General features: G+C 55.7%; 17 protein-coding genes and 2 pseudogenes. 6 read left to right on the forward strand and 13 right to left on the reverse strand.

Features of this window, described 5'->3' with window-relative positions:
• Nucleotides 1-20 precede the first annotated feature (20 nt).
• Complete coding sequence (locus CUC55_RS04945) at nt 21-788, reverse strand: EAL domain-containing protein (protein WP_067652975.1); 768 nt, start codon at nt 786-788, stop codon at nt 21-23.
• Nucleotides 789-1,264: 476 nt separating this feature from the next.
• Nucleotides 1,265-1,672: a DUF2000 family protein gene (locus CUC55_RS04950; protein ID WP_067652977.1), complete on the reverse strand. Its 408-nt coding sequence runs from the start codon at nt 1,670-1,672 to the stop codon at nt 1,265-1,267.
• 100 nt (nt 1,673-1,772) lie between these two features.
• Between CUC55_RS04950 and CUC55_RS04955 the strand changes: the two genes are divergently transcribed.
• The gene (locus tag CUC55_RS04955) at nt 1,773-2,567 is read left to right on the forward strand and encodes an AraC family transcriptional regulator (protein ID WP_067652979.1); all 795 of its coding nucleotides are present in this window, start codon (nt 1,773-1,775) and stop codon (nt 2,565-2,567) included.
• A 60-nt stretch (nt 2,568-2,627) separates the two neighbouring features.
• Here the strand turns inward: CUC55_RS04955 and CUC55_RS04960 are convergent, their stop codons facing one another.
• Entirely contained in the window at nt 2,628-3,695 is a 1,068-nt protein-coding gene (locus CUC55_RS04960) for an alkene reductase (protein WP_103087138.1), read from the reverse strand.
• 109 nt (nt 3,696-3,804) lie between these two features.
• Entirely contained in the window at nt 3,805-4,674 is an 870-nt protein-coding gene (locus tag CUC55_RS04965) for an SDR family oxidoreductase (RefSeq protein WP_103087139.1), read from the reverse strand.
• Between the two features lie 119 nt (nt 4,675-4,793).
• On the opposite strand from CUC55_RS04965, the gene CUC55_RS04970 reads away from it, so the two are divergent.
• Entirely contained in the window at nt 4,794-5,684 is an 891-nt protein-coding gene (locus CUC55_RS04970; RefSeq protein WP_067652985.1) for a LysR family transcriptional regulator, read from the forward strand.
• Nucleotides 5,685-5,883: 199 nt separating this feature from the next.
• Here CUC55_RS04970 and CUC55_RS04975 read toward each other — a convergent pair whose 3' ends face one another.
• The 5 genes from CUC55_RS04975 to CUC55_RS05000 all read right to left on the reverse strand — a co-directional run bounded on the left by CUC55_RS04975 (nt 5,884) and on the right by CUC55_RS05000 (nt 9,877).
• Nucleotides 5,884-6,138: a hypothetical protein gene (locus CUC55_RS04975; RefSeq protein ID WP_067652987.1), complete on the reverse strand. Its 255-nt coding sequence runs from the start codon at nt 6,136-6,138 to the stop codon at nt 5,884-5,886.
• Nucleotides 6,139-6,256: 118 nt separating this feature from the next.
• On the reverse strand, nt 6,257-6,631 hold the full coding sequence (locus CUC55_RS04980; protein ID WP_067652989.1) for a response regulator: 375 nt from the start codon (nt 6,629-6,631) through the stop codon (nt 6,257-6,259).
• Nucleotides 6,631-8,049: a sensor histidine kinase gene (locus CUC55_RS04985; RefSeq protein ID WP_425352743.1), complete on the reverse strand. Its 1,419-nt coding sequence runs from the start codon at nt 8,047-8,049 to the stop codon at nt 6,631-6,633. Before CUC55_RS04985 ends, CUC55_RS04980 begins: the two co-directional genes overlap by 1 nt.
• 277 nt (nt 8,050-8,326) lie before the next feature.
• Nucleotides 8,327-9,331, reverse strand: a complete 1,005-nt coding sequence (locus tag CUC55_RS04990) for a sensor histidine kinase (protein WP_103087141.1) — start codon at nt 9,329-9,331, stop codon at nt 8,327-8,329.
• Between the two features lie 336 nt (nt 9,332-9,667).
• On the reverse strand, nt 9,668-9,877 hold the full coding sequence (locus CUC55_RS05000) for a cold-shock protein (protein ID WP_067652995.1): 210 nt from the start codon (nt 9,875-9,877) through the stop codon (nt 9,668-9,670).
• A 401-nt stretch (nt 9,878-10,278) separates the two neighbouring features.
• Here CUC55_RS05000 and CUC55_RS05005 point away from each other — a divergent pair, with 401 nt between their 5' ends.
• A complete protein-coding gene (locus tag CUC55_RS05005; protein WP_103087142.1) occupies nt 10,279-10,713 on the forward strand; it encodes a hypothetical protein in 435 nt (144 codons plus the stop codon).
• A gap of 121 nt (nt 10,714-10,834) precedes the next feature.
• On the opposite strand, the gene CUC55_RS05010 is transcribed toward CUC55_RS05005, so the two are convergent.
• The 3 genes from CUC55_RS05010 to CUC55_RS05020 form a co-directional block, all read right to left on the reverse strand.
• On the reverse strand, nt 10,835-11,059 hold the full coding sequence (locus CUC55_RS05010; protein WP_067653000.1) for a hypothetical protein: 225 nt from the start codon (nt 11,057-11,059) through the stop codon (nt 10,835-10,837).
• A complete protein-coding gene (gene xth, locus CUC55_RS05015; RefSeq protein WP_103087143.1) occupies nt 11,056-11,856 on the reverse strand; it encodes an exodeoxyribonuclease III in 801 nt (266 codons plus the stop codon). Before xth ends, CUC55_RS05010 begins: the two co-directional genes overlap by 4 nt.
• Before the next feature lie 9 nt (nt 11,857-11,865).
• Nucleotides 11,866-12,042 carry a hypothetical protein gene (locus tag CUC55_RS05020; RefSeq protein ID WP_103087144.1) on the reverse strand — a complete coding sequence of 59 codons (177 nt, stop codon included), beginning with the start codon at nt 12,040-12,042 and terminating at the stop codon, nt 11,866-11,868.
• A gap of 201 nt (nt 12,043-12,243) precedes the next feature.
• Here CUC55_RS05020 and ku (CUC55_RS05025) point away from each other — a divergent pair.
• Together ku (CUC55_RS05025) and ku (CUC55_RS05030) are read left to right on the forward strand one after the other, a co-directional pair.
• Nucleotides 12,244-13,126: pseudogene (gene ku, locus CUC55_RS05025) on the forward strand (non-homologous end joining protein Ku).
• A 12-nt stretch (nt 13,127-13,138) separates the two neighbouring features.
• Nucleotides 13,139-13,947, forward strand: a pseudogene (gene ku, locus CUC55_RS05030) (non-homologous end joining protein Ku).
• Nucleotides 13,948-13,953: 6 nt separating this feature from the next.
• Here ku (CUC55_RS05030) and ligD read toward each other — a convergent pair.
• Complete coding sequence (gene ligD / locus CUC55_RS05035; protein ID WP_067653004.1) at nt 13,954-16,626, reverse strand: DNA ligase D; 2,673 nt, start codon at nt 16,624-16,626, stop codon at nt 13,954-13,956.
• 225 nt (nt 16,627-16,851) lie between these two features.
• Here ligD and CUC55_RS05040 point away from each other — a divergent pair, with 225 nt between their 5' ends.
• Entirely contained in the window at nt 16,852-18,918 is a 2,067-nt protein-coding gene (locus CUC55_RS05040) for an ATP-dependent helicase (protein ID WP_103087145.1), read from the forward strand.
• The last annotated feature ends 47 nt before the right edge of the window (nt 18,919-18,965 follow it).

Here is an 18,965-nt window from a genome sequence, read left to right on the forward strand (position 1 = left end):
GAATGGATACGTATCCAAAATCATGCAGCTTTTGCCAAAAGGTCTTGCGTCTTGGTCGGGACAGCCAGTCCCTCGAAACGGGGTTTGGCAAATACATAGCCTTGAATAAGCGATACGCCAAGATCACGAAGGACCTTCAGTTCTTCCACCGTTTCCACACCTTCACATAGTGGCACGATCGATAGTTCTTCAAGCATCCCCAGTGTATGTTTGACGATTGTCCGTTTGACGCGATCGATATCGATGCCCCGGATCATCTCCATGTCCAACTTGACGATGTCGGGCTGGAAGTGCGTGAGCAGAGCCAGTCCCGCGTATCCGGCGCCAAAATCATCGATGGCGGTTTTGAAGCCCATATCCCGATAGGTGCGAAGAATGTTTAGGACATGCTTTGTGTCAAGTTGCTCACTTTCGGTGAACTCAAATATGATGCGATCGACCGGAAAGCCGGTTTTCATTGCTGTGGCGAGCGTCAAACGTATACAGGCGCGGGGCTCGTAGACGGCGTTCGGCATAAAATTGATCGACAGTTTCACGTTGTCATTCGGATCGTAGAGCTTGGACGCTAACTCGATCGCCTTGACCCGACATTGCTGGTCGAAAGCATAGCGATTGTCATCCTTGACCTGATTTAGAATGGACCCTGCACCCTCGCCAGCAAGGCCCCGTACAAGTGCCTCGTGTGCGAATATGGTGCCACTGTTGACATCTACTATTGGCTGGAATGCCATCGAGAACGGCAATTCGAAAGCTTCGCCATCACGGCATCCACTACATTGGTTCGGCATCTTCCATCCTTACGGTCAAGGTCCGATTATTACCTGGTGAGTGATTAATCTTCCCTTGCAAAACTCCTTGAATCGCAAATTTGAATGGATTGGTAATCCGCCTTTTCCGCAGCTGCTTTTAAAGCTTGTCAATCCAATGAGAGCTGAACCCGTATGTGCACCACCCTTATTTTCGTTCGCTGAGATCATCTGTCGTTGTTTGGTCTTGAATAATTCGATCCGGCAGTGGTGAGCCCGACGATCGTGATGACGCTGAGGGCAGTCATGATCACCCTGCCTGCACCTAAGGTCGCTCAAACTGCGCTCCCAGCGCCGTAAAACAAATATAGCCAGGCGGTTACCGTAATCACTTTTGGAGTATCCGACATGGCCTGCGANCCGGCCGGCAGGAATTAAGCTAGGCATCATGAGGCACATGGCCACATTTCACGGATGTTGCGAGATTATATTGCCCCGAATTTATAACAGCGATGTTCTCAAAGGTGCATTTTTGCTCCCTTTATGATCTTGTCTACTGCTTTCTTGTCAGCTCGAAGAGCGAGACCTACCAGTTTCGCTTCGTCTGGGCCGAATTTAGCGAACATCTCCCTGTTGGCGGCGTCGTGACCTGTCGCAAACATTTCCTCAATATAGGCGGAAGTTTTAACGTCTCGGTCGAGAGCTCGCTTAAGGATATTACGCAGCGTCTCCTGATCCGCCGCCAGAACCACGATCGGCTGGACCGTCATTGGATTATAGACATGACCAGCCGCATCCCGATATGGTTCGCCGATGAGGGTTGGTGTCTGGGCAACGATGCCGCTCGTCAGGAAAGCGGTGACGTTCAGCTTCTGCCAGGTTGCGAGGTCATCGCGGATAACGATTGCGATCTTGGTGTCAAACATGCGGTTGAACTCCGTCCGGGGTATTGAGGGAAAAGAAGATATAGCTGCAAGTAGGCGGGGCGGTCTTGAACGTTCGTGCAAAGTCGGATTTGCTGACAGCATGCTTGTTGCCGCGCCTTTCCACGGTGTAGAGCGGATCGAAGCCCGGTTTCATGGCAACGCGTTCTCGCCGCATCGGCACGACACTTATGCACTCGGTCTGACATTGCACGGCGTACAGACCTTCCGATATCGCGGCACCAAGCGTTTCAGCAGCCCCGGCAATGTCATAGTGCTGCATCCGGACGAGTTGCATGATGGTGCTGCAGGTACCGAGGACGGGTTGATCTATCGCATGATCTATCTGCCACCCAACCTCATTAGCGCTGCTGATGGGTACCGCCACGCTCTGCCGTTTGTTACCGACCCTGTGGTTGCCGATGTACGCCTCTGGCAGGCACTAGCGGAAATTCTTGCCGATCTGAGCGAGGAGCCGAGTGACCTGATTATGGACGACGTGGTGATGCGGCTGGCATCGGATCTTTCTCGTCAGGCCGGTGCACCACCAATGGCAATCGCCAAGTCAGCTCGAACCGCTGTGCTGCGTGCCCGTGACTTTATCGAAGATCATTGCAGCGACATCGTGCGCTCTGAAGTGCTGGAGATTGCATCCGGGCTGGACCGTTACGAACTGTCCCGACAGTTCCGCCGCTTGCTGGGCACCAGCCCGCATCGATACCTCATCATGCGCAGGCTCGAACTGGCGAAACTGTCTATCGTGGGTGGGAAAGGTTTAGCGCAGTCGGCGGCAGATGCGGGCTTTGCTGACCAAGCACATTTTACCCGCCATTTTCGCAAAACCTTCGGCATGACACCCGGTCGCTGGCTGACGATGGCCTCCACAAGTTCTGGCTAATTTCGAAACCCAAATTTCGGTTATGGGACGGCGGGCGGATAGTATCCGCCCACTTGAGAATTAGACGATGCCGATTGCTGGATAATCCGTATAACCTTCAGCACCACCGCCTGCATNAAAAAGAGCAGATCTCACGTCATTGAGCGGAGCCCCGGTCTTGAGGCGCTGCACAAGATCGGGATTGGCGAGTGCCATGACGCCAAGTGCCTCAATATCGGCAAGTCCCGCTGAGACATCGGCACCGATCTGTTGACGAGAACGACCGGGGCGGTTGAGGACCAGGGGGCCTCCAAAGGAGCGGCGGACATCTTCCAGCAAAGGATCGTTGCGAGCATAAAGAATATGAAGATAAGCCAAGCCCAACGTGCCGAGTTCGACCGCCAGATAGCGGTATAGATCGTCGTTGTCCTGACCTTCGGCTATTCCCCCCGTCGCAACACCCGGTGAAAGGCGAATGGCGGTTTTCTGCGGGCCGATGGCGTCGACGACCGCGCGCACGACATCAATAGCAAAGCGCGCCCGGTTTTTCATCGTGCCGCCGTATTCATCGGTGCGATGGTTGCTGTCCGGTGCGAGGAACTGGTGTACCAGATACCCGTTCGCGCCGTGGATTTCGACACCATCTGCACCGGCATCAATCGCCCGCTTTGCGGCATATGCGAGATCCGCAATTGTCTGCTGGACTTCCTCTGTCTCCAGTGCGCGAGGTTGGGGCACCGGCTGCATCCCGCTCATAGTGAACATGGAATCGCCGGAAGCGATTGCGGAGGGTGCGACGGGCTGGCGATGGTGTGGCGTGTTGTCGGGGTGAGACCGTCTGCCGACATGCATGAGCTGGATGAACAGGCGCCCGTCTGCCGCATGGACGGCATCGGCAACCTTCCGCCAGCCAGCGACATGCGCGTCAGTATAGATACCCGGGGTTGCCAGATAGCCCTGCCCGTCCTCGGACGGCTGTGTTCCTTCGCTGATCAGTAGCCCGAGCGATGCGCGCTGTGCATAATATTCCGGCGCGAGGTCCCCGGGTGTTCCGTCAGGCTTGGCGCGGCTGCGGGTCATCGGTGCCATGGCGAGACGATGCGGCAGGGTAATCCCGCCAAGTGTTATCGGGCTCCAGAGATTGGTCATCATACTTCTCCTGTGNAAAGGGTCTGCAGGTGGAAGGATTGGTCGCTGGCGAGTTTTTCGCCAGCTCGCAGGTGATGCATCGGTGTGATTTCGGCTGCCAGTTGGCTCCTCAGCGAGCGGAAACAAGGNTTTTTGCNAAATCGCGGTAGCTGTGCAGAGGGCGTTTGAGCAGGTCTACGAGCCGCTCGACGTCACCTTTGTTCGGGATCATGCCATCGGTCACATAGCGTTCAGCCATCAGACGCATCTCGTAGGCGGTCCATTTCGGCATGAAGCTCGCCATGTTCTGCTCGAAACCGCTCGGATCATCGCCACCATAGGTGACTGGCCGACCGAGAAGTTCAGACCAGATTGAAGCGATTTGCAGTCCAGTCAGCGTGTCAGGCCCAACGAGATTGATTGTTTCCACTGGCAAGATACCGGGTGCCTCATCACGACGGATCAACTCAATGGCCGCCACTTCTGCAATATCGCGGGCGTCGACCATAGCAACGCCCTTAGTGCCAATCGGCATGGGATAGACGCCGTGGTTGATGACAACGTCCTTGATCATGACTTCATTGTCGATGAAGTAGGTCGGGCGCAGGATAGTGGCGCTGAAGCCCATCTCGCTCAGCATCCGTTCGCCACCTGCTTTCACGGCAAAATGCGGCACATTGACTGAGCTATCGGCATTGAATACCGATAGATAAACGACGCGTTCTACACCTGCCTCACGGGCAATGTTGAGAGTGATGATCGCCTGCGTGAACTCATCGCCGGTGACGGCACTAAGAAGGAAAAGGGTGCGAATACCCTTAAAGGCAGCTCGCAAAGCGTCAAGATCGAGCAATTCGCCTTCTACGATCTCAACATCCGTCGGAAAATTCGCTTTGGCCGCATCGCGTGTCAACACGCGGACTTCGGCGCTCCGTTGAATAAGCTGGTGTACCACGTGACGACCAACACGGCCGGTGGCACCTATAACGAGAATGGTCATGGATAGTACTCCTTGATGAGCCGCTGGGGCCGTGTTTGAGAAGACATCCCGAAATTAAGTGATCCACATCGCTTCCAATAGTCGCTATATCTGGACCCATCGTCTCACAGGTGGAACACATGGATCTTCTCGCACTGGCTGATTTCAACCTTGTTGCCCGCCATGGCGGGTTCGGAAAAGCGGCGCGCACGGCAGGTCGGCCTAAGGCCACTTTGTCCCGACGCGTAGCCGATCTTGAGGCGAGCCTGGGCCTGCGGCTCTTTGAGCGCGGCACACGGGACCTGAAGTTGACTGAAGAAGGTCGAGCTTTGTTCGAGCGGACGACGCAACTGCTGACGGAGCTGGAAGAGACGACAACGGCCATCGCATTAGGGGGTCAATCGCCGCGTGGACGTTTGCGCATCAGCGCGCCGCTTATGTTTTCGCAGGCGGCCCTGGGAAAGCTCGCGGCAGGCTTCGTGCTTAAATATCCAGAGATGCGGGTCGAAATCGTGGTGGAAGATCGCGCCGTGGATATGATCGAGGAGGCTTACGATCTCGTCATCCGCGTTAATCCTCAACCCGATGTGAATCTCGTTGGTCGGGCTTTTCTACGTGACCGACAGGTGGTAGTCGCGGCCCCCGCCCTCGCCTGGCCCGAACGGGATAACACAGTGCCGTCAGTGGTTCGCAGCTTAGTCGGCAGGCCAGACATCTGGAATGTGGTGACGGCGTCCGGGCCTGCAAAGCTTGCGACAACGCAGGTGCTTGGTATGTCATCGAACACGATGCTGCGGGATGCGGTGTTGATGGGTGCGGGCGTCGCACGGCTACCGCTTTCTCTGGTCAGCAAAGACATCGCCTCCGGTCGTCTCAACTACTGGGGCGATGTCGAAGGCGCAGAAACGGCTCTCTGGGCGCTTTACCCTACCAGGCGTTTATTGAGCATACGGGTTTCCGCCTTCCTCGATTGCCTGAAGCAAGCTTTTCCGCAAGGAACCCCGGAAGAACTCGCTGCCTATTTGAGCTGACGTACAAGCCACGCTCGCAGCGTTGTNAAACCGTAGCCAGATAGGTCGTTGACTTGAAAGTGAGGGCTGAGACCAATAAGCACCGACTGCGCCAATCGGATCGGTGCCATGACAATCGCCTTTACGAACGTGCCAGCATAGAGCTCATATGGAATCCGGTCGTCCTGCCAGATGTCTGGTTTCACGGCAGTCACCTTGTTTATCGTGGACCATCCAGTGATGCAGGCAACGCCTGGAAACTTCTGCCCTTCCACAAGGCTCCGATGGCATCCTCTTCCACGTAGGGACAGAGGTCGCCATCTTTCAATATAATCGCAGTGCCTTCACACTCAATGACCGACCGAGCGGTATCGCGCAGGGTTTCGATTGCAGCCTCGGTTATCTTGGCGCGCGCGATCTTCATGAGCGCTTTGAAGTGCCGCGAGGTCGTTGAAGTTCTGGTCTGTTGACCCATAGACCACCGCCTTTCAGGCACCTGCGGTTGTTTCAACGCTTATTTCNAAAAAATGCTCNTTTTGCATAGCNAAAGCTCTTTGAGTGGCTTTCGGATGTGGCACATCGCCGGCGGTTTGTCANGGGCCGATGGCAAGCTGCCCGAGTGAACCGAGCACCTCTCTTTCGGAGTAGGGTTTTCCGACAAAACCAAGCGGCCTTAGAGGAAGTGCGGCTTCGCGTGTGCGCTCATCGAGATTTCCGCTGACGAACAGCGATGGTATATTCCAGCGCTCCCGCAGTGCCGCTGCTGTCTCGACACCGTTCGTCCCCCGAGCAAGATTGACATCCATGATGGCAACGTCGATCTCGCCGCTCTTCTGTTCGGCGAGCGCGATGGCCTGCTGCATGTACGATGCCTGACCGACGACGTCGTAGCCTGCGTCGAGGAGCATATCCTCTAGATCCATAGCCAGAAGCATTTCATCTTCCACTATCATGATACGTAGAGGCATCAGTTGCGCTCCTTGGGAAAGGTCACCGCAACCTTTTGTTCGGCTGTCCGTGTATGGTAATGAAACTCTCCGTCGATCTGCATCGCCATGCTCTTAACCAGCCTGAACGACAAGTCGGACAGGATTTGTGGACCTCGGCTCGCGTTCGGATCGCGGATTTCCAGTTCCATCAGCCCATCGGAAACCTCACGAAGCGATACGACAACAGGACCATCGTCCTTCGATGCGCTCCTGATTTGCGAACTGAGTAGCTCGTTGAGGATAACCGACAGGGGAATAGCCCGCTCTGTCGGCAACGACAGAGCGTCGGCTTCGACAGTAATCTGTCTTGCCTTCGGTGATGCAGCTATATCCAGGCAAAGCCTGCTGATGTGATCGACCATGTCGACGCTCAGAGAGTTTTCCGATCGGTAGAGCCGCTCATGAACTGAGATGATCGCTCTAACCCGAGAGATGGCTTGGTCGAACGCCTCCATCGCAACGGGGTCTTCAAGCCGCCTCGCCTGCAGACGAAGCGTGCTCACGACAAGCTGGAGACTGTTCTTCACACGGTGATTCACTTCGGAAAGCAACTGCTCCAGAGCCTTGAGAGCGCTGGATAGCTCTTCCTCTCNTTTGCGGTCGGCCGTCACGTCCATCATGACGCCGATCATCCTGACCTTTCCCGTCGATGTCCTGAGCACTTCACCGCGTGATGCAACGTACCTTAAGTCGCCGTCGGGAAGAACAATCCTGTAGTCGAAGTTCATCAAGGTCTGATCGGGGCTGTCGATAGCACTGGATACAACGCCCCGTACGCGCTGAAGGTCCTCAGGTAGCATTCTTGCGAAAAACGGCTCAGCAACTGGCCCGCCGCCGCCGGGAGAAAAACCAAACATCACGTCGACGGAGTGGCTCCGCCGCCAGATATCGGTCTCAGGCTCATACTCCCATGATGCCAGGTCCGCTGCATGTAAAGCTACGCGAAGCCGCGCATCTGCCTCGCGTTGTTTCACGACGCTCTCGGTGACATCCATGGGGTTTTGAATGATATATTGGATCGCCCCGTCCTGCCCGATGACCGGGGTATGCACAGGTGTCCAGAATTTCTGAACGAAGCCGCCCTGTGGTTGCGGGATATCGTATTGGATAACCGCCATCTCGTGCGGCTTACCGGAGGCGATAACGTGTCGGAGTGATACTTCAAGTGGGCCTTGCTCTACGGTTCCCGCTGAATCAGGGTTCTCCGGGAATGCCTCAAGGATGTTGCGACCGACGATGTCGTCTCGGGTTCGCTGTGTAAGCTCCAGATAGGCATCTGATGCGCCGACAATGATCAGGTCGAGATCAAGAACCAAGTACGGCTGCGGCATACCCATGAGGATCGCGGCATAATCTGTCTGGATGCTCGGTATTTTCAAGTGCTTGCCTAACCCCAATCCCCTGAATACGGCAGCGCAGATGCTCTAACAGCCACGGAAACCAAACTGACGATAATCCGTCAAGATCGGCGGCTCTCCATCCGCTATCCCAACTCCCCGACAGCCTAACTCGAAAAGTGGGGAAAGGTTCGACTTCAACCGCCAAAATCCTTCAACGGGCGGAACAAACTCGATCAAACCGCTCTCATTTGTCGTCAACCGAGTTCATTGCTAACTCGTATGATCTTGATATGATCGTACGGTCGATCAAGGAATTGTAGGAGGTACAGCAGATTTAGGAGGCTAGACGCGGGCTGTTGATCTTCAGAGTGACGATCAATCCGTCTTTTGACCAGTCGTGCTCCAGCGTTCCGCCCAGGTGACCTGCCAGTGTCCGGTGAAGGAGCTTGCTCCCGTAGCCGCCAAGACCATCAGGCTTTTGAACCTCAGGTCCGCTACGTTCCGTCCATTGGACTTCAACAACGTCGCCGCTAATCGTTCCCGACACGTCCAGCGTACCCTCAGGCACAGACAATGACCCATACTTCATGGCGTTGGTCGCCAGCTCGTGAACAATCAGAGCCAAACCCGTTGCTGCGTTCTCTCCGACACCCAGTCGAGGAACTGCTACCCTGATTTGCCCGGCGAATGCGCCCTCATCATCATACGGTGCCAGCNAAACCGTGAAGATGTCGCCGAGCAAGGCTGCGTTCCCATGCCCCTGAGGCAACGGGCGCACAAGATCGTGCGCACGACCGAGCGCCGTCAGTCGGTTGGTGAGCTGCTCGGTCATATCTTCCAGCGAAGCGGACGAGCGTGACGTAATCTTCGTGAGCCCTGCCGCGATCGCCAGCAGGTTTTTGACCCGATGGCTCATCTCGCCAGCAAGAAGCTCGTGGCTCTCCTCAGCGTTTTTTCTTCCGGTGACATCCAGGAATATGCCTGTCATCTTCCGATCTTTGATACCTACGTCGCTTCCACGCCCTCTTGCCGAGATCCAGCGAACATCAGGTCCGAGAATAATCCGGAAATCAATTTCGTAGGATCCGACGACAGCTCTGGTTGCGGCAAACGCCGCCCTGACCCGATCGCGGTCTGCGGGATGAATCNTTTCCGAGAGCAGCTCGAAGGAAAGCGGCTCTGCTTTCGTGACGCCCCATAAGGTGTACCCTTGGCGGTCCATCAAGAAATCGTCGCTGTCTACCTGCCAGGACCAGAGCGCAACACCGGCAGCCTCAAGCGCTTCGCGCAGTACGTCTGACGACCAGTCGGAATGTTGCAGGCTATGATCCTTGGTCATAGAATCATGCCCTCTTCCGTGTTTTCACGGCAGGTTTCGTCGAAGCACTTAGGCGATCGTGCTCTTCCTTCGCAAGTCGCGCCTCCCGAAGGCGGGATGTCTTGTCCTCGCGGGACTTTGTCACGTAATCATTTTCTTGGATGGCATGACCGCGGGCAAAGAACTGGGACTGCAGACTGCTGAACGAAACTTCTGCCTTCGCGAGATTTGCTCTGAGACATGTGTGCTCCAATAATTTGTCTGNAAACGAGAAAGGCCGGACGTAAGTCCGGCCTTTCGAAAAACACGCTTCACGCAGTGCCAGTACATCCGTGGTCAAAGCAGAAGCAGTTTGAATTAAGCAGCCTGAAGGTTGCAGGCCGACATCTTGCCCGACTTGTTGTCGCGCTCGAGTTCGTAGCCGATCTTCTGACCTTCCACGATTTCACGCATTCCTGCGCGCTCAACGGCAGAAATGTGGACAAATGCGTCTTCGCCGCCGTTGTCAGGCTGAATGAAGCCGAAGCCCTTTGTGGAATTAAACCATTTTACTGTGCCTGTGGTCATGATAATGAACCCTTTCAAAGCATACGTGTGGTATCGCACGGGATAAATCCGTACGACGATGATAGCGATAGTTTTGAAGGAAAGTTCGTTCAGGCGCGGTGCTAATCGCGCAGTAACCAAAGTTCAGCAAGCNAAAGATCGATAAACCATTGATAGCAGTTGTTTTGACCTTGGTCAACTTTTAGTTTCGTGTCACTCGGATGGCTCGACGTCAACTGAGTGAAAACTCCCTCTTGTACTTTCTGTTGTGGTCGCCGACGGACGTCTGTTGCTGCTCGGCAAGGAACTGCTTGCGTGCCAGCTTGTTATTGGTCCGTACCGAATACGGTACGAGCAAATGCAACGCCCCTCACATCGACAGTTCGATGAGGGGACGGCGGCAGGCGAAGTGGAGATCCCTTATGTCAAACGTGACCAGATCAGATATCGGCGAAAACACAAGCGAAACACGGTTCGGAAAATCTGTCGAAAGTCAGGCCCAAATCCGGGACAGCTCTGTTGTGGCCGAACGCTCCGGCGAANCCCTCAACATTTACCGTCTTGAGCCTACCGCCAGCCCCGACGATCCCAGATGGCAGGGTTTTCAGCCTAACGGACCCGTTACGGTGGCTGCTCGAACGTCCGGCGATGCACGGATTGTCGCATCAAGCCGCGAGGTGGATTTTATGGAAATTGATTCCGCGCCGGCAGAAGATGTCACAACTGCAAACGCAAGCGCATTTCGCGACGAAAAGCTCTACACAGTGATCGAGATCGAACACGGTCGTACAGATATCACCCGAGGTGTCATCGAAGGGATCGTTCGGGTCGATGCTATCAGGCCTCTACAGGACTAGTCGTATACCCCTGCCCTACGTCAGAGTTCGCACCCTTGTGGGTCACGAGTAGCAAATAGTCGCCACCCAACGAGTTGGCAGAGGCAAAGCCGCTGTCATTAGCTTGTGCCGCGGCGTGGCTTCACTCTAAAGGTCTTGCCTGGCCAGCCGCAGGCCAGTCATTGGCCGGTTCTTCAACCGCCACATCCTCCGCAGGATCTGGATCTGTCTCATGGGCGCTTTTGAGGCGGCTGATCGCCTCGATAACCGCGTTGCAGGCATCGTCGCGGCTGACACCATCAACGATGAGTCTGTCGAGTAAATCTTCGAGTTTTAGTCGAAGTTCATTTTTCCAGTTGTCGGTCATTTGTTTCTCCCTCGGTTGGTTGATTTTTCAGAAAGCTCAATCCACACAGGCGCGTGATCGCTACTGTGTTCCCAGCCACGCACGTGTTTGTCGACTTCGGCNTTTGACAGCTTCTCTGTGAGGTCAGGGCTCAACAGAAAGTGGTCAATCCGCAGACCAGCGTCGCGAGCATATGCGTTCCGNAAATATGCCCAGAAGGTGTAGACGCGTTCGGTCGGATGGAGATGCCGTATCGCATCCTTCCAGCCTTGTCCCACCAGATTCGCATAAGCCGCCTTGACCTCGGGCCGAAACAGCGCGTCGTCTATCCAGCGCTCTGGCTTATAAACATCAAGGTCAGTCGGCATGACGTTGAAATCACCCACGAGCGCGACGGGCACTTCAAGCTCCAGCAGCTCCTCCGCATAAGAATGCAGTCTCCGGAACCAGCCTAGCTTGTATTGAAACTTCGGCCCCGGAACTGGATTGCCGTTGGGCAGGTAAAGACATCCAACGATCATGCCGTCAATGATGGCCTCAATGTAACGACTTTGGTCGTCGTCCTGACCGCCCGGCAACCCGCGTCTCGTCTCAAGCGGCTCCTGACTACGTGCAAGGATGGCGACACCATTCCACGATTTTTGGCCTTGCCATATCGCGCCGTAGCCTGCACGTTCCAGCTCTTTGCGAGGAAACTTATTGGAGGGTGCCTTCAGTTCCTGCAGGCAAACGATATCCGGTCGAGCCTCGTCCAGCCAACGAAGCAGAACATCCAGGCGACCATTGATGCCGTTAACATTGTAGGTGGCGATCTTCACAGGCTTGCGTTAGCGCTTGCGATCACCTTTGTCGCCCTCGCCTGATCTCGTATCATTCTTTGCGTCATGGCGCGCATCGGCTGAAAGCGAACGAGAGACATCGACGCTCTCCTTGAACTTCCCGTCTTCATCGCGGCGTACGTAACGCTTGTCAGTGCCGGTATCGATCAATTCGCGCTTGGTCATCACAGATCTCCCTTTTGGTTGCTGTCCCAAGGAAAACGCGCGCTGCTGTCNAAAGATGCATCGAATCAGCGATCTAAGACAGACTCGCAAAACGGGAGGCCAAATGCGCCTAAGTCATTGAAAAACGATTCGTTTTAGCGAGGAACGGTTCGCTCGCTGATTCGGTTGAATCGCGTTGGTTGTGTTAGGAGTGCGCGTATCATGAGTTCCCCGAGGGCAAACTGGAAAGGCTTCATCAAGTTCGGCGACGTGTCCTGCGCGGTGGCGCTTTATACCGCAGCGTCAGCATCGGAACGTATCGCTTTCAACACGCTCAACAGAGCGACCGGAAATCGAGTCAAACGCGAGTTCATTGATGGCGAAACCGGAGACCCCGTCGAACGGGAAGACCAAGTCAGAGGATATGAGACCGAGAACGGACAATACATCGTTCTTGAACCGGAGGAAGTCGCAGCCGCCGTCCCCGATAGCGACAAGACGCTAACGATCGAATCCTTCGTTCCCTGTTCTGACATCGACACCGTGTATTTCGACAAGCCCTATTATCTGACGCCAGACAAGATGGGTACGGAAGCCTATGTTCTGCTTCGCGACGGCATGAAGGAGGCCAAGGTTGCGGCTATCGCACGGACCGTGCTGTTCCGCCGCCTCCGCACCGTCCTCATCCGCCCACATGGCAAGGGCCTCATCGCTTCCACTCTCAACTTCGATTACGAGGTTCGCTCGTCGCAGGAAGCCTTCGAGGATCAGCCGGATGTCAAAAGCGATCCCGAATTGCTCGAGATCGCCGAACTGATCATCGCNAAAAAGAAAGGGCAGCTTCGATGATCGGTATGAGGAGGCTGTAGTAGAACTCGTCAAGGCCAAGATTGANGGGCGGTCGCTTCCAAAGAAGAAAGCTGCACCGGCCGCCAAGGCCGTCGATCTGTTGCAGGCCCTGCGTCAGAGCGCGGGCCTCAACACCAAGAAAACCAAGTCAAAACGGACCGCTGCCAACGCCAACGCTGGCGAAGAAACTGCAAAACCCAAAAAGGCAGCGACCAAAGCAAAGGCGACGGCCGCACCAACCCGTCGCGCTGGTTAAGAGGAGATCATCATGGCTGTCCGCCCATATTGGAAGGGTTACCTGAAGCTCTCCCTCGTCAACTGCGCCGTTCAGATGATGCCCGCGACGTCGGAAAGCGAGAAGGTGCGGTTTCACACGCTCAACCGCGCCACCAACAATCGCGTTGTCAGTCACTATGTGGATTCCGTAACAGGCAAGGACGTGAAGGAAGAGAACGAGGTCAAGGGTTACGAACGTGATGAAAACGACTACGTCATCCTTGAAGACGAAGAGCTCGAAAATGTTGCACTCGATAGCACCCGGACGATTGATATTTCGACGTTCACGAAACGAGACACCATCGAATGGATATGGCTCGATACACCATACTATTTGTCTCCGAATGAAAAAGTCGCGCAGGAGGCCTTCTCCGTGATCCGTGACGCTATGGCGTCGCAGGACATGGTCGGAATTGCGAGGCTGGTGATTTCGCGCCGGGAACGCGCCGTCATGCTGGAGCCGCGCGGCAAAGGAATTGTCTTGTGGACGCTGCGGTATGGGGACGAAGTCAGGGACGAAGACAGCTATTTCGATGGTATCGCCGATGAAGAGCCCGACGCCGACATGATGCCACTTATCCAAAAGTTCATCAAAAAGCAGACGAAGCCATGGGACGCGAAGATGGTCGTGGATCCTGTGCAGGACCGTCTGCTCGACATCATCAAGGCAAAAAGAAACAGCAGAAAAAGCCGACCCGAGGCACGACGAAAGCGCCTGCTTCCCCTCCCAAGCCAAGCAACGTCATCAACATCATGGACGCGCTCAAGAAATCGGTCGCCGCAGAAACACGTGCAAAATAAGGCCCGTCAGGCAGACACCTTCCGGGCTTTGCTCAGCCGCTTTATGGCCTGATCCAGCGACTTGTGGCCCTCACTGTAATCCTGCCAGGCCGTGCTCTGCTTCAAAAGACCCGGCACGGTCCTAACCGTGAAGCGCGTTGGATCGAGGTTAGCCTTGACCTGCGTCCAGGTTAAAGGCATCGACACCGTAGCACCCGGACGTGCTCTTGGAGACAACGGAGCGACAGCCGTCGCCATTCGGTCGTTGCGCAGGTAATCGAGGAATATTCGCCCTTCCCGCTGATTCTTCGCCATTTTGATCAAGTAGAGGTCAGGATTATCCCGCGCCATATCCTGACAGACGTCATGCGCAAACCCCTTCGCTTCGTCCCAGCTCAGCTTCTTCCCCTTGGGCGCGGCGAGCGGCGTTACGACATGCAAACCCTTGCCGCCTGTCGTCTTGCAGAAACTGACAAGGCCCAGTTCTTCCAGCCGGTCGCGGATCTCACGGGCAGCGTCGACAACTGCCGAAAACTCAACATCCGGGCCGGGATCAAGGTCAAAAACGAGTCGACCCGGCACTTCCGGCTGATCCGGTTCGCAGTTCCATGGATGAAGTTCAATTCCGCCGATCTGGGCAATGGCGGCAAGTCCTTCAACGCGATCGATCTGCAGATAGGGCTTCTTGTCACCAAAGACCGTCACGAGTTCCAGAAGGTTCGACGTTCCAGGCATGGCGTGGCGCTGGAAGAACTGTTCGCCACCAATGCCATCAGGGCAACGAAGGATCGAGCATGGCCGACCTTTGATATGATCGATCATCCACGCTCCGACAGCCTCGTGGTACCGGGCGAGGTCAACCTTGGTAACAGGCTTTTTATCAACCGCGTCTGGCCAGAGCGCCTTGTCGGGGCTTGAAATCATAACACCCATGACCTCTTCCTTTGCGCCTCTGCGGGAACGCTCGGGTGGTGGCTTGTCGGTCTCGGGATCAGGGACATCCACATCCGATGGCGTTGCGGGCTCTTCTGCTTCCACCTCCGCAGCAGGCTTGTCTTCCCGCAGCCCCTTGAACGCACCCTGTCGAACCTGACCGTCCGCGGTCCATCCGGCGAATTCGATCTCGGCAACGAGCTCGGGCTTGAGCCAGACGATATCGTCTGACGTCTTCGGTGCCCCTATTCCTGTGAAAGGAGATTTGGCCGTTTCCATCGCTTGAAGCTGCGGCAAAAGTTGTTGGACCGTCTTCGCGCTATACCCTGTACCGACACGCCCGACATAGACGAAGTGCTTGCCGCTGAAGACACCAACCAGCAGCGAACGAAATTTTCCATTGGTCTTAGCATAGGCACCGATGACCACTTCATGACCAGCGCGACATTTGGATTTCGCCCATGTCTTCGTCCGGCCGGACACGTAAGGAGCATCTGCCTCCTTGGACACGATACCTTCGAGCGATAGACGGCATGCTGACTTCAGCACGGCGTCGCCGCCCGTCTCGAAGTGTTCGACAAACCTCAGGCGTGCGTCCTCGCCCGTATCGGACATCAGTGTTTCCAAACGGGATTTGCGCTCCGTCAGGGGAAGCTCTCTCAAATCTTCATCACCGGCAAACAGCAGATCGAACGCGAAATAGACAAGATCGTCGGTCGTCCCCTCAGAAAGCGCGGCCTGCAACGCAGCGAAATCAGGTGCACCTCGTTCGTCAAGGGCACATATCTCACCATCAATGATGCAGTCAGGAAGCGCCGACGCCGCCTCCGCGATCGCAGGCCATTTGGAGGTCCAATCCAGACCTTTGCGGGTCTTCAGCGTCACCTCACCGCCTGTGACACGCATCTGCACCCGGTAGCCGTCGAATTTGATCTCGTGGATCCAGCCTTTGCCCACCGGTGGACGTGTTAGGCTCTCGCAGAGCTGCGGGGCGATAAAGTTCGGCATCGCCGTTTCAGCGTTTGTTGACTTGGCTGCCTTTGGTCGAGCCGCCTTCTTCTTCGGCGACGTCTTCGTGCCAGCCTTGCGCTCCTCGGCGGCAAGACCCTCATTGCTGTCCCACACCGCGTCTGCCTTAACCGTATCGCCTTGCGTCATAAATGGCTTGGGCTTTTTCCCTTTGCCAGCGGCGATTGCCTCCATGGTTCTACCGGAAGCGACGGACGTCAGATTGTCATCCAGTACCGCTGCTCCGTTCTCGTTGACCGCATAATCGTCGCGGTGTTTGATTAGCAGCCAGTTGGTGCGCTTGCCCCCGTCGCGGTCGTTGCGCATCCTCACTAAAACAAAGCTTCCATTCAGTCGTCCACCTTCCAAAGTGAACTTGAAATCACCCCTCGCCAGTGCCTCCTCGGGGGTCTTTTTACCCTCCGGCTCCCAATAGCCGCGATCCCACAGCATAACCGTACCGCCACCATACTGACCCTTCGGTATCGTGCCCTCAAAGTCACCGTAGTCCAGTGGATGGTCTTCGACCTCGACGGCAAGCCGCTTGTCATCAGGATTAAGAGAAGGACCTCTGGTCACAGCCCAGGATTTGAAGACGCCATCGAGCTCAATACGAAGATCGTAATGCAGTCGCGTCGCATCATGCTTCTGAATAACAAAGCGGCGACGGTTGGATGCCTTGACGTCGACCTCTCCGCTCGGCTCTCCCGTCTGCTTGAAATCACGCTTGGATCGGTACTTGCTAAGATTGTCGGCCATGACATCCACCCCTACTCACCAACGCGGGACCGCTTGAGGCAGCGCCCATTGCTCATTCTCATAGACCTCAACGCCTTGGCTCATGGTAAGTTCGAACCAACGGCTCTCAGGGTGAATGATTGTTTAGAGATATGAAAAATGACCTTCCAAATTATCCAGCGACAATATATGTTCCGCATTTGTTCATAACGCTTCCCTTCCACTTTCTGCATCAAGCGAGCTCTTATGGCAGTTGCCTACCTCGAAAAACTGAACGAGCAGCAGCGCAAAGCCGTCGAGCATGGCGTTGGGTTGACTGAGGGCAGCGCGGCCGGGCCGCTGTTGATCATTGCAGGTGCAGGCTCCGGTAAGACCAACACTCTGGCACACCGCGTGGCACATCTCATCGTGAATGGTGCGGATCCGCGCCGTATTCTCCTGATGACCTTTTCGCGTAGAGCCGCCTCGGAAATGGCCCGACGCGTCGAGCGCATCTGCCGGAACGTCCTGGGTGCAAATGCCGGCGTCCTGACGGACGCGTTAGCATGGTCCGGCACGTTCCACGGGATCGGTGCGAGACTGTTGCGGATGTATGCCGAGCAGATCGGTCTCAACCTCGACTTCACCATTCATGACCGTGAGGATAGCGCCGACCTGATCAACCTCGTGCGGCACGAGCTCGGATTTTCCAAGACGGAAAGCCGCTTCCCGACCAAGGGCACCTGTCTCGCGATCTATTCACGCGCAGTCAACTCGCAGACGCCGCTGAACGAGATTCTGAGACAGCACTATCCATGGGTCGCCACTTGGGAAGAACAGTTGAAGGAATTGTTTGGAGCCTATGTCGAGGCCAAGCAAGCACAGAACGTTCTCGATTACGATGACCTTCTGCTCTACTGGGCGCAGATGGTCAGCGATCCCGATCTCGCTGACGATATCGGCAATCGCTTCGATCATGTCATGGTCGACGAATATCAGGATACCAACAAACTCCAGTCGTCTGTTTTGATGGCGCTCAAACCCGGCGGGCGAGGCCTGACCGTCGTTGGCGACGATGCCCAGTCAATCTATTCGTTCCGGGCAGCGACCGTTCGCAACATTCTGGACTTCCCCACATCCTTCAGCCCTGCCGCTGATGTCATCACCCTCGATCGCAACTATCGTTCGACCCAGCCCATTCTGGCGGCAGCCAACGGTGTCATCGAACTGGCGCGCGAGCGTTTCACCAAGAACCTATGGACCGAACGGGAGTCGCTCGAGCGACCCAAACTCGTTACCGTCAAGGACGAAACCGAACAGGCGAACTACATTGTCGAGCAGGTGCTGGCCAATCGCGAAACCGGAATGACGCTCAAGCAGCAGGCTGTTTTGTTTCGCACCTCCAGTCACAGCGGAACGCTCGAAATCGAACTCACCCGTCGAAACATTCCCTTTGTGAAATTCGGTGGCCTGAAGTTTCTCGACAGCGCCCATGTTAAAGACATGCTGGCGGTGTTGCGTTTCGCTCAGAACCCACGCGACCGGGTTGCGGGTTTTCGCCTTTTGCAAATGCTGCCTGGCATTGGACCCAAGAAAGCCGGCACCATTCTCGACACGATCGCGTCCGATCCCGAACCGCTCTTGGCACTTGCTGAAATCCCACCACCACCGAAGACTGGTGAGGACTGGACGTCGTTCGTTCAATTGCTGAGAGGGCTTCGCAAAACGCAGGAAGGCTGGCCGTCGGATATCGCGCAGGCCCGTCTCTGGTACGAACCCAATCTCGACCGCATCCACGAAGATGCCGATACTCGCAAGGCCGACCTCCTGCAACTCGAGCGAATTGCCAGCGGCTATCCNTCGCGCGAACGTTTCCTGACCGAACTGACGCTAGACCCGCCGGATGCCACGAGTGATCAGGCGGGAGTACCGCTACTCGATGAAGACTATCTCATCCTGTCGACCATTCACTCGGCCAANGGGCAGGAATGGCGCTCGGTCTTCATCCTGAACGTTGTCGATGGCTGCATACCGTCAGACCTCGGGACAGGGACGACGCAGGAGCTTGAAGAAGAGCGACGCCTGCTCTATGTCGGCATGACACGAGCCAAAGACAGTCTGGCGCTGATTACGCCGCTACGGTTTTACACGCACGGACAGAGCTTGCAGGGCGATCGGCATGTTTATGCGTCGCGTTCTCGGTTCATCCCAGCGACGCTGCTGCAATATTTTGAAACGATGGCTTGGCCGAAGGTTTCTGCCGCAGTATCTGAACGCAGCGCCCAGCAAATCCGGATTGATGTTGGCGCACGCATGCGCGCGATGTGGAAATAGGGGTGACCGATGTGTTGCTGCGGACGGATTTGACATGGACCAGTTCG

It is taken from the genome of Agrobacterium bohemicum (genome assembly GCF_002896715.1).
GTDB lineage: Bacteria > Pseudomonadota > Alphaproteobacteria > Rhizobiales > Rhizobiaceae > Agrobacterium > Agrobacterium bohemicum.